The sequence below is a fragment of the Streptomyces rapamycinicus NRRL 5491 genome (assembly GCF_024298965.1).
GTDB lineage: Bacteria > Actinomycetota > Actinomycetes > Streptomycetales > Streptomycetaceae > Streptomyces > Streptomyces rapamycinicus.
This window is the reverse complement of sequence record NZ_CP085193.1, coordinates 10,174,633-10,188,604: the sequence shown is the minus strand read 5'-3', so window position 1 is coordinate 10,188,604 and position 13,972 is coordinate 10,174,633. Positions and strand designations below refer to the sequence as shown.

The window sequence follows — 13,972 nt, the reverse complement described above, 5'->3', positions numbered from 1 at the left end:
GCCCAGGTCAGTTTTCCTTCCCGTGCAGCTCCGCCCACACCCGCTTGCCCCACGGCAGCGGATCGGTGCCCCACTCCTCAGCCAGCGCGGCCACGAGCGCGAGGCCGCGCCCACTCTCGTCCTCCGCGCCCGACTCCCGAGGCACCGGGCGTCTCTTCGATTTGTCCACCACCCCGATGCGCACCCGAGTTGCCTCGAGCCGGGTGACCGTGACCCGGATGTAATTACTCTGGGCGTGCTTCACGGCGTTGGTCACCAGCTCGGAGGCGATTAAAGCCGCGACCTCGGCCAGTTCTTCCAGGCGCCATGTTGCGAAGGCGACGCGTACCAGGCGCCGGGCTGTGACCGCGCTCTCTGGTTCACGCGGCAGGGTCTCGCTGTAGCCAGGGTGCCCAGTAGGGCGGGCTATGGTGAGCGGCAGACATTGTCGAGGCTGCTTTCGTGACCGCGCGTCCGTGAATTTTGGCACGTCAATTGCTCTTTCGGGTCGACCGCAGCCCCGGCTGTTCACAAGGCTGCGGGGCAGTGACCACTCATGTAAGCGACGTGCCAAGAAGGGTGACAGGGGCGCAACATCCTAGTTTCAGAACGCTATTCGCCAACCCCCAGGAACTCAGCCAGTGGGCGCAGCCCTGGCGGGTGGTTGGGCAACGCCCACAGGTCGCGCACGATGGCCACGGCCAACGTGTGGTGCTGCATCCACGTCGGCGCCACCCGGCGCAGGGACTCCAGGGTATTCACGGCTCCCCCCGCGTCCCCTACGTCCGTGTGGGCTCGGGCCACGTCCAGCAGCAGCCACGTCCGCCAGGACGGCGGGGTATCCTTCGACAAGCGCATACCCTTGGCCAGCTTCAAGGCCTCTTCGGGGTGCCCATACTGGACAGCAAGACGGACACGTTCGATCCGGACCGACGATGGGCTGAAGACGCTGACCATGCGGTTGTCACCGCTTTCGGACAGCTTCGAGACCCGAACGGCTTCCTTCTCTGCCGTCTCCATCATCGCCGCCGCGCGCTCGTAGTCGCCACTTCTCGCGGCCGACGTGGCCGCGCTCATGGTCAACGCTCCCCACACCTTCAGGCCGTCAGCCGTCCCGGTGTGGACAGCGTTCGTCATGTCGTCGGCGGCACGGAGCGCGATGCCCAACGCGTCCTCCAGTCGTCCCTGCCGCTGGTAGGTCCATGCCATGGAGTTGACGATCATCGGCAGAAGCAGCGGATCGGAGGACTGTCCCGCAGCGTCTACCGCGCGCTCCAGGCTCGTCAGGGCAAGGTCCGTCTTGCCCATCCGCACGGCGACATGCCCTGCGAGCTGAAGCACCTTGCCCAGAGCCGCGAAACCCGCCCTGCGGTCGGCGTCGTCGCCCGAGGCCGTGGCAGTGTGCGCATCCGAGATCAATTCCGGCAATGACTTCATCACCGTCTCGAACTCTGCGGCGTGATACTGGGTCCAACCGTCCGCGATCTGCTCGCGCAGACGGTCCAACGAGAAGTCGGGCCCGGGCGGCTCCGGCTCCGGTCCCCAGAGCGCGGGCATGATGGCGCGGCGCACGGCCACGAAGCGCGGCCCATCGTTCTCGCCTGTCGAGGAGACCGCAGGAGGGTCACCCAGGAGGGTGGTCAGCTCCACACCGAGACCGTTCGCCAGCGCGTGCAGCGTGGGGAGGCGTGCCGAGTGCTTCCGCCCCTGTTCGAGCTGACGGATCACATCGACGGACACGACGGAACGCTCGGCCAGTTCTTCTTGCGTCAGGGCGGCCAGACGGCGCAGCCGGCGCAGTGTCCGCCCCAGGTGTTCGTTTGCCACGCTGCCACCGTACGCCGCATTGCTGCCGTGCTTCGTCAGGAGTACAGAGCCGTGACAGCCCTCCACACACTCGGAGAGGCCCACGACGCCCTTTCCCACTCCAGCAGCCTCCCCGTGCCTCTGACGGCGGCGACCGGCTCCGTTCGGTGGCGTTCGGCGTGGAGATCAGGAAGGCTCGCATGCATGGTCTCGGTATTGCAGAACGTGGCGATTGACTGTGCGGACGCCTATGAGCTGGCCCGGTTCTGGAGCGGGGTGACCGGCCGTCCGCTGCATCCGGAGGACGGACCGGGTGACCGGGAGACTCAGGTGCTGCTGGCGGAGGGACCAGTGCTGCACTTCAACCAGGTGCCCGAGGCCAAGACGATCAAGAACCGGATCCATCTGTGCCTGCGCCCTGAGACCTCGCGCGATCAGGAGGTGGACCGGCTGCTGGGCCTCGGCGCCACCTTTGTCGCCGATCACCGAAATCCCGATGGGTCGGGCTGGGCAATCCTCGCTGATCCCGAAGGCAACGAATTCTGCGAGCCGCCATGAACTCCTGACGCTCACGCGCCGTTCCGGCCGGTTTCGTTCAGTCGAGGAGCTTGGCCACCACCCGGTCGAGCGCCTGGATGTCCTCGATCGGCAGGGCGAGCAGGGCGTCGGGTGGGGTGGTGAGGATCGCGACGGCACGGGCGGCCAGCGCCTTGCCGTCCTCGGTGAGATGGACCAGCTTGGACCGGCGGTCGGCCGGGTTGGTGATGCGTTCGGCGAGGCCGCGCCGTACGAGGTCGTCGACGATGACGGAGGTGTAGGGCGGGTCGGCGCCCAGCCGCTCGGCCAGTTCGCGAAGGGTGATCGGACCGGCCGCGACCCGGCGCAGCGCCCTGACGCGGCTGAAGCTCATGCCGAGGCTCTCCGCGACCGCCTTGCGGCGGTTGTAACGCTCCATCAGGAGCGTGTTCAGCCCCAGCCAGGCGCGGGCCGCGGTCCTGACGGTCTCGACGTCCCGCTCGTCCCGCTCGTCTCCCTCGTGCGGCTCGTGCGGCTCGTTGTCATGTGGGCGCTCCATCAGGCGTTCACTGTCTCCCTGGTCTCCTCGGCGGCGAGCCGCTTCGCCGTGCGCTGGGCCGTTGCCCGGGCCCAGCGGCCGGAAGTGAGCGTACCCATGACCAGCACCGCGGCACCGCAGCCCGCGATGATCCACCATGCCGTGCGTGCCGCGTCCGTGAAGGCCGCCGCGTCCGTGTGCACTCCCCCGGCCATGAGGGCACCGATGACGGCCACCCCGAGGGACTGGCCGGTCTGCCGGCTGGTGGAGGCCACCGCGGCCGCGACACCGGCCTGCGAACGGGGCATCCCGGAGACGGCGGTGTTGGTGATGGGCGCGTTGACCAGCCCGAAGCCGGTGCCGAAGAGCAGATACGCGACGACCAGCAGGGGTACCGAAAGGTGCTCGGAGTAGGTGAGCGCCTGGAGCACGGCGCTCGCGCAGAACGCCGCCCCGGCGAGCAGCAGCGGAGTACGCGGCCCCCGCGAGGCCACCATGCGGCCCGATACGGGCGCGGTCAGCAGCGCCATGACCGCCATGGGCAGCATGAACAACCCGGCGTGCAGCGGATCGAGTTGCCGCACATCCTGGAGGTACAGAGAGCTGACGAACAGGAAGCCACCCAGACCGGCGAACGCGGCGACCGCGATCACGGTGGCGCCCGAGAACGGCGCGGAACGGAAGAACCGCAGGTCGATGAGCGGGTCGGCGCGCCTCGGTTCGTACCACAGCAGCCCCAGCAGCGCGCACAGCGCCGCGGCGGCGCACCCGGCGACCACGGGAGAGGTCCAGCCCAGGTTCGGCGATTCGATGATCGCGTACGTCAGCGCGACGAGCAGCACCACGACGAGCGCCTGCCCGACCGGGTCCACCCGGCGAGCCCGCGGCGCCCGGGACTCCGGCACATACCTGCGGGTCAGGAAGAGCGCGGCAAGGCCGATGGGCACGTTGAGCCAGAAGATCGCCCGCCAGCCGGCCGACTCCACCAGCGCACCCCCGATGATCGGCCCGGCGGCCATGCTGATGCCCACGACACCGCTCCACACACCGATGGCGCGGGCGCGTTCGCGGGGGTCGGTGAAGGTATTGCTGATGATCGACATGGCGACGGGGTTCAGCATCGATCCCCCGACCGCCTGGAGCATCCGCGCGACGACCAGCCAGCCGAGCCCGGGAGCCAGACTGCACAGCAGCGAGGCCGCGGTGAAGATCACCAGCCCGGCCTGAAACGTGCGGCGACGGCCCACCCGGTCGGCGGTCGAGCCGGAGAGCATCAACAGGCTCGCCAGCACCAGCGTGTACGCGTCGACCGTCCATTGCAGCCCGGACACCGATGTGTGCAGGTCGCGATGGATGGAGGGCAGGGCGACGTTCAGGATCGTGTTGTCGAGACTGACGATCAGCAAGCTCATGCAGCAGATGGCCAGCACGAGCCATCGTCGCCGAGGAGCGAGATCCGGCATGAAGGGCCTCCGTTTAATTGTGTTGCCATAATCATTATATGCACACAACTAAATGGCCCGGCATCCCGGTGCCGGGCCGGGGAGGGAGGGCGGCATCAGGAAGACGCGCGTACCACCAGGCGTGGCACGATCACCGTCTCCCCCGTCCCGGCGCCGGTCATCTGCGCGGCGACCTGCCGCACCGCGGCCCGGCCGAGGAGTTCCTTGTCGACGGTCAGGGTGGTCAGCGGCGGGTCCACGAGGCGGCTCAGCGTCAGCCCGTCGCACCCGACGAACGCGCAGTCCTCCGGCACCCGCACGCCCCGGTCGCGGGCGCGGCGCATGGCGCCGATGGCGATCAGGTCGTTGTACGCGAGCACCGCCGTCGCCCCGAAGCCGCTTGCCAGCACGTCATCCATGGCCGCCGCCCCGCCGTCGAGGGCGTTGGCCGCGGGGAACACCCAGGACTCGTCGGCGGGCAGTCCGTGTTCGGCGGCGGCGCCGAGGAACAGCGAGTGACGGGTGCCGTGGCCGCCGGCGTCCGGGCGGCCGCGGTCGTCGAGCATCGCGATCCGCCGGTGGCCGCGCTCCACGAGGTGGCCGACCGCATGCCGCATACCGGTGGCGAAGTCGATCCGCCCCCCGCTCACGCTCGGCGGCCGGTGCTCGTTGTCGAGCAGGACGAAGGGCATACCGGAGCGGTGGATGCGCTCGATGGCGCCGGGGTCGAGCAGGAAGGCGACACACGCGTCCACGTGGTCCACCACGGTCCGCGCCACCGCGGTCTCGCGTTCCAGGGCGGACCCGGTGCTGTAGATGGCGACCTGCCAGCCGCGCTCGTCGGCCGCCGCCAGCACACCGGAAACCACCTCGGGGAAGAAGGGGTTGAGCACATCCGCGATGACCAGGCCCAGTGTGGTGAGCCGCGGGCCGACCATGCCACGGGCGAACCGGCTCGGCCGGTACCCCATCGACTGGGCCACCCGCAGCACCCGCTGCCGCGTGGCGGGGTCGATCTCCGGTTTGTCGTTGACCGCGCGGGAGACCGTCTGCCGGGACACCCCGGCCGAGCGCGCCACATCCTCGATGGTGATGCGGCGCGGCCTGGCGCTCATGGGCACGGGCCCCACCCCTCTCCCACCCTCGGACGTGGTACGACGTGGCACGACGCGGTACGACGTGACACTCGGGACCGCTCACGGGGGTGATCCCCGAAGCGCTCCTCCCCGATAATCACCGCGGCGACGACGGGCGTCAACGGAACCCCACAGCGAACACCCCAACCTCGCACACATATTGACACGGCGGCCGGGTGGGCCGGACAGTGCTCCGTGAACGCTCACGGGAACGTTCACGGAGGACAGGACATGCCCACGCCGAGGATCCCGCTCCGCCCCATCCACATCCCCGCGGCCCGCGCCGCCGGTGCTGCCCGCACCGCACGCGCCGCCCGCGCCCCCCGCTCCCGGTGGCGCGCGCTGTGCGCGGCGGTCGTACTCGCCCTGGCCATCGGCCTCCTGGCCACGCCCGCCCAGGCCGAGGTCCAGCACCCCCGGCAGGAGTGGCTGCGCCAGTCCACCGCCGGGCTCTTCCTGCACTGGGGCATGTTCACCACCCCCCAGCACCGCGACTGCGCCACCTGGGAGCGCGATGTCACCGAGGGCGGCTGGAACGCCGACTACTGGGTGGACGAGGCGCGCAAACTCGGCGCCTCGTACATCGTGCTCGCGACCTTCCACAGCAGGCTGGGCTACGCCCGCCCCTGGCCCTCGAAGGTCCCCGGCAGCTGTGCCACCGAGCGCGATCTGCTCGGCGAGCTCGTGGCCGCGGCCAAGGCCAAGGGCGTGCACATCATCCTCTACATGACCGACGACCCGCAGTGGCACAACGAGTCGGGCACCGAGACGCTGGATTCGGCCGCCTACTCGAAGTACAAGGGCAAGCAGGTGGACCTGACCACACGCCGTGGCTTCGGCATGTACAGCTACGACCTGTTCCTCGAGGTCATGGACAAGTACCCGGATCTGTCGGGGTTCTGGATCGACAACGACAACGAGTACTGGGAGGAGAACGGGCTCTACGAGAAGATCCGCGAACGCCGGCCGGACTGGCTGCTGAGCAACAACAACGAAGACACGCCGATCATGGACACGGTCAGCAATGAGCAGAAGACCGGCATGACCCCGGCGTACGACTACCCCGCCGCCGTGACCGTCCCCATGCCCCGGCTGACCGAGGCCGACTACAAGCTGCCGACCACCGGCGAATGGTGGTACGACGGCGGTGACCACGAGGTCGACGCCCGGCTCAGCACCGGCCGTTACATCACCAACGCGGGCTCCTCCATCAAGTCGCTCATGGCCGAGACACTCATGGTGAACGGTCAACTCCCCGCCCAGCAGGAGGAGTTCAACGACTTCATGGGCAAGTGGGTCGAGCCCATCCGGGAGTCGGTGTACGGCGTCGAGGGCGGCGGCTACATGTACGGCGGTATGCAGCCCGGCTTCTGGAACGACGGCGCCCACGGCGTGGTCACCGTGGGCCGGGGCGAGAACGGCGACCGCACCCAGTATGTGCACGTGGTCACCCGGCCCCGCACCGACATGGTGCGGCTGGGCGACAACGGCTACACCGTGCGCCGGGTCACCGATCTGCGCACCGGCGAGGCGATGCGCTTCAGCCAGTCCGGCGGCCGGCTGTCGATCCTCGGCATCGAGGACTGGGATCCGTACGACACCGTCTTCAAGGTCGAGACCGACGGCCGACGGCCCCTCTACCCGCAGTCGGGCGTCGGCGCCACCGCCACGTCCGCGCGCACCGGCCACCCGGCGGCCGACCTCGCCGACGGCGACTACGAGACCTACTGGGACAGCGACGGCGAACTGCCCGTCTCCGCCACCCTCGACCTCGGCGCGCGCAAGCACGCCACGGCGCTGGCGGTGAACCAGCGCGAGTGGTCCCCGACGCACGCCCGGTCGTCCTTCGGCCGCCCCGAGGACTCCGCGCGCATCAAGGACTACCGCGTCTACGCCAGCGGCGACGGCAAGCGCTGGTCGCGGGTGCGCTCGGGCACCCTGCCCAGTGCGCGCGGGGTGCGCACCATCGACATCGGCGACCGCACCGCCCGCTATCTGAAGCTGGAGGTGCGCAGCCTGTGGGGCGGTCCGCAGGCACCCGAGTTCCACAAGCAGCTGCGCATCGACGAGATCCAGGTGGCGTACGGCCGCTCGAAGACCACCCGTACCGCACTGCCGCTGGAGGCCGAGGCTCGGCAGAACCGGCCGACGGGCGGGGCCCACTCCGTGGCGTGCGGCGCCTGCTCGGGCGGCCGGCGCGTGGACGGCCTCGGCCGCGGACCGCGCGACTCCGTGACGTACCGCGATGTGCGCGTACCCGAACAGGGTGACTACCGGCTCCAGTTGGACCACACCGCCGCGGCCGACTCCTCCCTGTCGGTGAGTGTCAACGGCGCGGCACCGGTCGAGGTGCCCGTGGCCGCGGACAGCCCCGAGGTGCCGGAGAGCACGGCGGTGTCCGTACCGCTCAAGGCCGGTGCCAATACGGTGAAGGTGTTCAGCACCGCCCGCCGTGGCCCCGGTCTGGACCGGATCGCGGTGGCCCCGCTGCCCCCGGCCTCGTACACCCCCAAGACCACGCTCACCGTACGGCCCCACGGTCTGCAGTGGGCCGGGCCCGGGCAGCGGTCCCTCACCGTCACGGCGACGCTCCGGCTGGACGACGACGAACAGCTCGACAACGTCAGCCTCGCGCCCCGGCTGCCCGCCGGCTGGACCGCGGACGGCGGGCCGGTCACGGCGCGGTCGCTGCGGCTCGGCGAGACGGTGCGGGGCACCTGGACCGTCACCTCCCCGCCGGGCCAGGACGCCGGGTCGGCCGACATCCCCGTCACAGCGGACTACGCGCTGCTCGGCCGGCAGAAGTCCGTCTCGGACCAGGTCCGGGTACGGCCACTGCCCGAAGGCCGGATATGGGCGCGGGAGGCGGAGGACTCGGCCAACCAGTTCGGCAGCACGGGCATCACCGGCTGCGGACCCTGCTCCGGGGCCGAGAAGGTGCGCAACATCGGTGGCGGCGAGCAGGCGGCCATGGTGTTCCCCGATGTGGTCGTCCCCGACGGCGGGGAGCACACGCTGCACCTGGACTACACGGTCAACGGCACCCGCTCGTTCCAGGTGAGCGTCAACGGCGGCCCGGCGGCCAAGGTGACGGTGACCGACACCGGGAACACCACACCACGTACCACCTCCCTCCCCGTCACCCTGAAGCCCGGCGCCAACACCATCAGGATCTCCAACGACACCGAGTCCGCGCCCGACCTGGACCGGATCTCCGTCAGCTAGAGCGTTGCCAAGGAGGCAGGCCATGCACCCGAGACCTTCCCGCCGCGCGGCGCTGCGCACCGGCGGTCTGCTGGCGGCGGGCACGCTGTTCCCTCCCCTGTCGGCGGAGCAGGCGTACGCGGCCACTTCGCACACCGGAGCGGCCACTCCGCACACGGGCACGGAAGCTCCGCGCACCGGCGCGGCCGCCGCCTACACCGGGGCGTGGCGCGCGGTGCCGGGGATCCTGGCCCGGATCAGGCCGCCCGCCTTCCCCCGGCGCACGTTCAGGGTCACCGACTACGGCGCGGTCGGCGACGGGCGGACGATGAACACCGCGGCGTTCCGGGCCGCCATCGCCGCCTGCCACCGCGCGGGCGGCGGCCATGTCGTCGTCCCCGAGGGCCGCTTCCTCACCGGTGCGATCCATCTGCGCAGCCGGGTGGACCTGCATGTCACCGCGGGCGCCACCATCGCCTTCAGCCCCGATCCGCGCGACTTCCTGCCGGTGGTGCTCACCCGCTGGGAGGGCACCGAATGCTACAACTACTCGCCCTTCGTCTACGCGTACGGCGAGCGGGACGTGGCGGTCACCGGCCGCGGCACGCTCGACGGGCAGGCCCGGCTCGGGCCGTGGGAGAGCTGGTACCGCGACAGCGGACCGCAGGGAGCCGACCAGAAGCTGCTGCGCGAGATGGGCTCCACGGGGGTGCCGGTGGCGCGGCGCGTCTTCGGCGACGGCCACCATCTGCGGCCGAAGATGGTGCAGTTCTACCGCTGCCGCAACGTCCTGGTCAGCGGCCTGACCATCGTCGATCCGCCGATGTGGACCGTACATCCGGTGCTGTCGAGCAACGTCACCGTGCGCGACGTCACCGTGGACAGCACGCTCTACAACACCGACGGGTGCGACCCCGAGTGCTGCTCCGATGTGCTCATCACCGGCTGCCGGTTCAACACCAACGACGACTGCGTGGCCGTCAAGTCCGGCCGGGACGAGGACGGCCACCGGGTCGGTGTGCCGAGCAGGAACATCGTCGTGCGCGACTGCCGGTTCTCCGGCCGCTGGGGCGGGATGACGGTCGGCAGCGAGATGTCCGGCGGGGTGCGTGACGTCTTCGCCGAGGACTGTGAGATCAACCCCCCGGACTTCCCCGGCCGTTACCCCGTCAAGTACGCGCTGTACGTCAAGGCGAACAAGAAGCGCGGTGGTTCCATCGACGGTGTGCACATCCGGAACTTCACCGGGCAGGGCGTGGAGCGTGACATCGCCTTCGTGACCATGGACTACAACGGTGGCGAGGACGGGACACTGCCGGTGTCCGTGCGGAACATCCACCTGGACCGGATGGAGATCGACGGCGCCCAGACCGTGTTGCGGCTGGTCGGCCTGGAGACCGACCATCTGAGCGGGGTGCACCTCTCCCGCTCCACCTTCACCGGCGTCCGCGACCCCGACAGCGTCGCCCACACCGACGACCTGACCTTCCGGCGGGTGTTCGTCAACGGCCAGGAGGTGCCCCAACCCTGAAGGCGGTGCGGGCGGGCCGTACAACCAAGGGACCACACCCGGCCGTCACATCCCTCCCAAGAGGGAGGGGAGTTGGGGACGCACGGGCGATGTTCCCGGGCGCACATCACCTGAATGATCGTTCCTGTCCCGATACGCGACCGGAAGGAACGATTTCGTGCGTAGACGAGGTCTCGCGCCGCTGTTGGCCGTCGGTGTCACCGCGACGCTGGCTCCCGCGCTCGCCACCTCCACGGCCGGCGCCGCCCAGACCGGCACCGCCCAGGCCGCCGCCCCGGTGTCCGCCACCGCGAGCGCCCTGGACCCGTACGTCAAGCAGAAGCCGAAGTGGCAGCGGTGCGAGGCCGACAAACCGGCGGAGTACCAGTGCGCGACGATCAAGGTGCCGCTGGACTACCGGGCTCCCGGCGGCAAGCGGATCGACATGGCCATATCCCGGATCAAGGCCACCACACCGGACAAGCGGCACGGCGTCCTGCTCGCCAACCCCGGCGGCCCCGGCGGACCGGGGCTCGACATGCCGCTGCAGATGAAGGACATGCTGCCCGAGTCCGCGCGGCAGAAGTACGACCTCATCGGCTTCGACCCGCGCGGGGTGGGCCGGTCCACGCCCGTCACCTGCGGTCTGGAGCCGGAGGAGGAGAACTGGCTGCGGCCGTACAAGGAGGCGACGTTCGACAAGGACGTCGCCTGGGCGCGGGATGTCGCGCGCAAGTGCCGTGAGAAGTCCGGCGCCACGCTGAAGCACATCACCACGCGCAACACGGCGCGCGACATGGATCTGCTCCGGGCGATCCTCGGCGAGAAGAAGCTCTCGTACTTCGGCTACTCGTACGGCACGTACCTCGGCGCGGTCTACACCCAGCTGTTCCCGAGCCGGGCCGACCGGGTCGTGGTGGACAGCGCGGTCGATCCGGCGCGGGCCTGGCGGAAGATGATCCAGTGGTGGGCGGAGGGTGCCGAGCCCGCGTTCGACCGGTGGACCGAGTGGGCCGCCGCGCGTTCCGGGAAGTACGGCCTCGGCGACACCCCGAAGAAGGTCGACCGGACGTTCTGGGACCTGGTCCAGCGGGCGAACGACAAGCCCATCGAGATGGACGGGGAGAAGTACACCGGCGATGACGTCCGGAGCATGATGCGCGGCGCGGTCTTCAGCGTGCGGGAGGGCACCGACCTGGTCGTGGAGCTGAAGAAGGCCGCGGCCGGCAAGCCGGCCTCCGCGAAGAAGCTCCCGGATCCGGCCGGAACGCCACGCCTGGCCGCCGGCTCCGCCGGTGTACCGAGCGACAACATGACCGCGAGCTTCTGGGCCGTGGTGTGCAACGACAACTCGGCCGCCTGGTCCCGCGACCCCGAGAGCTATCGGCGGGACGCCATCGAGGACAAGGGCCGCTACCCGCTCTACGGCGACTTCGCGTCCAGCATCAAGCCCTGCGCGTTCTGGGACAGGTCGGTCGAGCGGGCCACCGTCGTGAACAACAAGGTCGGCTCGCTGGTCGTGCAGAACGAGTGGGACTCCCAGACCCCGCTGCCGAGCGGTCAGGCCCTGCACGCCGATCTGAAGGGTTCGAGGATGCTGACCGTCCTCGGCGGCGAGGGCCACGGCGTCTACCCGAGCGGCAACGCGTGCACGGACGGCACGGTGGCGGACTACCTGACCACCGGCAAGCTGCCGGCGAAGGACGTGACCTGCGAGGCGACGGGCGACTCGAACGGCGGCGCCCAGGAGGACCGGAAGCGGGACGCCCGTCCCGGGGCCCCGCTTCCGCAGCGCTCCCCGGACCGCTTCTGACGGCCGAAGCCTGACGCACAGGGGACGGGCGCACAGGGGACGGGGCGGAACCTCCGGCAGGTTCCGCCCCGTCCGCCAGTGTGAACACCTCGCCCGCCGGTGGGTGTCACTTCGCCTGGTCGAGCCGGACCGCGTCGGGACCGGCCGGGAAGCGCAGCCGGCCGGTGGTGTCGTGCACGGCTTGCCACACCGTCTCGGCGACGTCGCTCTCCTTGGTGAACACGTCCTGGCCCGCGAAGTCGGCCATGGACTTCTTCGCGAACGCCGCGTAAGGCGCCGGGACCTGCTCCTCCAGCGGAACGTCATTCGGCAACCTGGCTCCGAAGTTCGTCGTCAGACAGGCGCCCGGCTCGACCGTCTTCGCCCGGACACCGAAGGGCGCGAGTTCGAGCGCGAGGGATGAGGTGAACCCCTCGACGGCCAGCTTGCTCGCCTTGTACACGGCCGTGAGCGGCATGTGCCCCAGCACCACGCTGGAGGTCACATTGACCACCACGCCGGAACCGCGCTCGCGGAACTGCGCCAGCACCGCCTGGGTCGTCGCCATCACCCCGAAGGTGTTGGTCTCGAAAACCTCCCGTACGTGGGCCATGGAGACGCCCTCGAACACGCCCATCGACGGGATGCCCGCGTTGTTGACCAGGGCGTCGATGGGCCCCGCCGCCTCGAGTGCCGCGGCGATGCTTTCCGGCCTGGTCACGTCGAGTTCGACGACGCGGAACCGGTCCGACTCGGGGAAGACGCCCGGCCGTGGCGTCCGCATGGTGGCGATGACGTGCCACCCCCGCTCATGGAAGTGGAGGGCGGTCTCCCGTCCGTACCCGGACGACGTACCAGTGATCAGAACGGTGTTCATGGTGTGACCCCTGCGATGTGGTGGGATCCGCGGAGGAACAGGCGTTTCCTGCTCCGCGGGAGAACTTGCACTCCCATTGCACCGCTCCGACCTGCGGAAACGATAGAACTATCCTCGCTCCCCCATGCACGATCCTCCCGGTGGCCCAGCCCCGCTCAGGGCAGGACGCCCGCGGGGGTGCGTACGGTGTCCCGCAGACGTGCCGCGTCCCGGCTCGGGGGCGCGCCGAACTGGCGGCGGTACTCCCGGCTGAACTGCGACGGGTTGTCGTAGCCGACCCGCTGGCCGACCCCGGTGACGTCGTTCGGATGGGTGGCGAGCAGCAGCCGGGCCTCCTGGAGCCGGATCTGCTTCTGGAACTGGATGGGGCTCATAGCGGTCACCGCCTGGAAGTTGCGGTAGAAGGCGGAGACACTCATGCCGGACCTGCGCGCCACGTCCTCGACCCGGAACGGCTCCGCGTAGTGCTCCCGGATCCAGCGCACGGCCCGGGAGACATGGCTGAGCCCGCTGTCGGCCAGGCCGAGCTGCCGAACCGTCGCCCCCTGCTCTCCGGTGATCACGCGCCACAGGATCTCGCGCTTGACCAGCGGCGCCAGTACGGCCCGGTCGCGGGGTTCGTCGAGCAGGCGCAGCAGCCGGATCACCGCGTCGAGCAGCGCGGCCGAAGCCTCGCTGACCGCGATCCCCGACGGAACGCCTCCGCCCACGGGGGGTGTGTCTCCGGGACCGGCTCGCAACAGCAGTTCGGCGACGGCGGACGGCTCCAGCGTGAGACCGAAGCCGAGCGCCGGCTGCTCGGGGTCGGCCTGGGTGAACTGCCCGGTGACGGGCAGGTCGACGGATGCCACCAGATACTGCCCGGGTCCGTACGCGTACACCCGGTCGCCCAGCGCGAGGCGTTTGCTGCCCTGGGCGATGACCGCGAGCACCATGCCGGACATGGCGGGCGCCGGCGGATCCGGCCGGTCGACCTTCGAGACGAGGACGCCGTCGATGGCGGTGGTCCAGTCGGGCCGGGCATGCCGGGCCAGCAGGGTGCGGAGCTCGTCGAGGGACATGGGTCCATTGCAGCACCACGGCCTCCTCCGGCCGTGCACGTTAAGAACAGAACTCCCTGCTCGATGGTGTCGGCAGAACAGGTGTCCTTAACATCACAACGCCTGGCGCGA

General features: G+C 70.1%; 11 protein-coding genes. 4 read left to right on the top strand and 7 right to left on the bottom strand.

Annotation, left to right across the window (positions count from 1 at the left end; genetic code table 11):
• Window positions 1-7: 7 nt before the first annotated feature.
• The gene (locus tag LIV37_RS42165; protein WP_338060245.1) at window positions 8-469 is read right to left on the bottom strand and encodes an ATP-binding protein; all 462 of its coding nucleotides are present in this window, start codon (window positions 467-469) and stop codon (window positions 8-10) included.
• Between the two features lie 122 nt (window positions 470-591).
• The gene (locus tag LIV37_RS42160) at window positions 592-1,806 is read right to left on the bottom strand and encodes a helix-turn-helix domain-containing protein (protein ID WP_121824963.1); all 1,215 of its coding nucleotides are present in this window, start codon (window positions 1,804-1,806) and stop codon (window positions 592-594) included.
• A gap of 183 nt (window positions 1,807-1,989) precedes the next feature.
• Here LIV37_RS42160 and LIV37_RS42155 point away from each other — a divergent pair, with 183 nt between their 5' ends.
• The gene (locus LIV37_RS42155; protein WP_020873179.1) at window positions 1,990-2,343 is read left to right on the top strand and encodes a VOC family protein; all 354 of its coding nucleotides are present in this window, start codon (window positions 1,990-1,992) and stop codon (window positions 2,341-2,343) included.
• Between the two features lie 37 nt (window positions 2,344-2,380).
• Here LIV37_RS42155 and LIV37_RS42150 read toward each other — a convergent pair whose 3' ends face one another.
• The 3 genes from LIV37_RS42150 to LIV37_RS42140 form a co-directional block, all read right to left on the bottom strand.
• Complete coding sequence (locus tag LIV37_RS42150) at window positions 2,381-2,860, bottom strand: MarR family winged helix-turn-helix transcriptional regulator (protein ID WP_020873178.1); 480 nt, start codon at window positions 2,858-2,860, stop codon at window positions 2,381-2,383.
• The gene (locus LIV37_RS42145) at window positions 2,860-4,302 is read right to left on the bottom strand and encodes an MFS transporter (RefSeq protein ID WP_121823856.1); all 1,443 of its coding nucleotides are present in this window, start codon (window positions 4,300-4,302) and stop codon (window positions 2,860-2,862) included. Before LIV37_RS42145 ends, LIV37_RS42150 begins: the two co-directional genes overlap by 1 nt.
• A gap of 95 nt (window positions 4,303-4,397) precedes the next feature.
• Window positions 4,398-5,396: a LacI family DNA-binding transcriptional regulator gene (locus LIV37_RS42140; RefSeq protein ID WP_020873176.1), complete on the bottom strand. Its 999-nt coding sequence runs from the start codon at window positions 5,394-5,396 to the stop codon at window positions 4,398-4,400.
• Between the two features lie 252 nt (window positions 5,397-5,648).
• Between LIV37_RS42140 and LIV37_RS42135 the strand changes: the two genes are divergently transcribed.
• From LIV37_RS42135 to LIV37_RS42125, 3 genes are all read left to right on the top strand, one after another.
• Window positions 5,649-8,642, top strand: a complete 2,994-nt coding sequence (locus LIV37_RS42135; RefSeq protein ID WP_020873175.1) for an alpha-L-fucosidase — start codon at window positions 5,649-5,651, stop codon at window positions 8,640-8,642.
• A gap of 22 nt (window positions 8,643-8,664) precedes the next feature.
• Window positions 8,665-10,152 carry a glycoside hydrolase family 28 protein gene (locus tag LIV37_RS42130; RefSeq protein WP_020873174.1) on the top strand — a complete coding sequence of 496 codons (1,488 nt, stop codon included), beginning with the start codon at window positions 8,665-8,667 and terminating at the stop codon, window positions 10,150-10,152.
• Window positions 10,153-10,309: 157 nt separating this feature from the next.
• Entirely contained in the window at window positions 10,310-11,944 is a 1,635-nt protein-coding gene (locus tag LIV37_RS42125; RefSeq protein ID WP_121823857.1) for an alpha/beta hydrolase, read from the top strand.
• A 106-nt stretch (window positions 11,945-12,050) separates the two neighbouring features.
• On the opposite strand, the gene LIV37_RS42120 is transcribed toward LIV37_RS42125, so the two are convergent.
• Together LIV37_RS42120 and LIV37_RS42115 are read right to left on the bottom strand one after the other, a co-directional pair.
• Window positions 12,051-12,800: an SDR family oxidoreductase gene (locus tag LIV37_RS42120; protein WP_020873172.1), complete on the bottom strand. Its 750-nt coding sequence runs from the start codon at window positions 12,798-12,800 to the stop codon at window positions 12,051-12,053.
• A 155-nt stretch (window positions 12,801-12,955) separates the two neighbouring features.
• Window positions 12,956-13,861: an AraC family transcriptional regulator gene (locus tag LIV37_RS42115; RefSeq protein ID WP_020873171.1), complete on the bottom strand. Its 906-nt coding sequence runs from the start codon at window positions 13,859-13,861 to the stop codon at window positions 12,956-12,958.
• Between the last annotated feature and the right edge of the window lie 111 nt (window positions 13,862-13,972).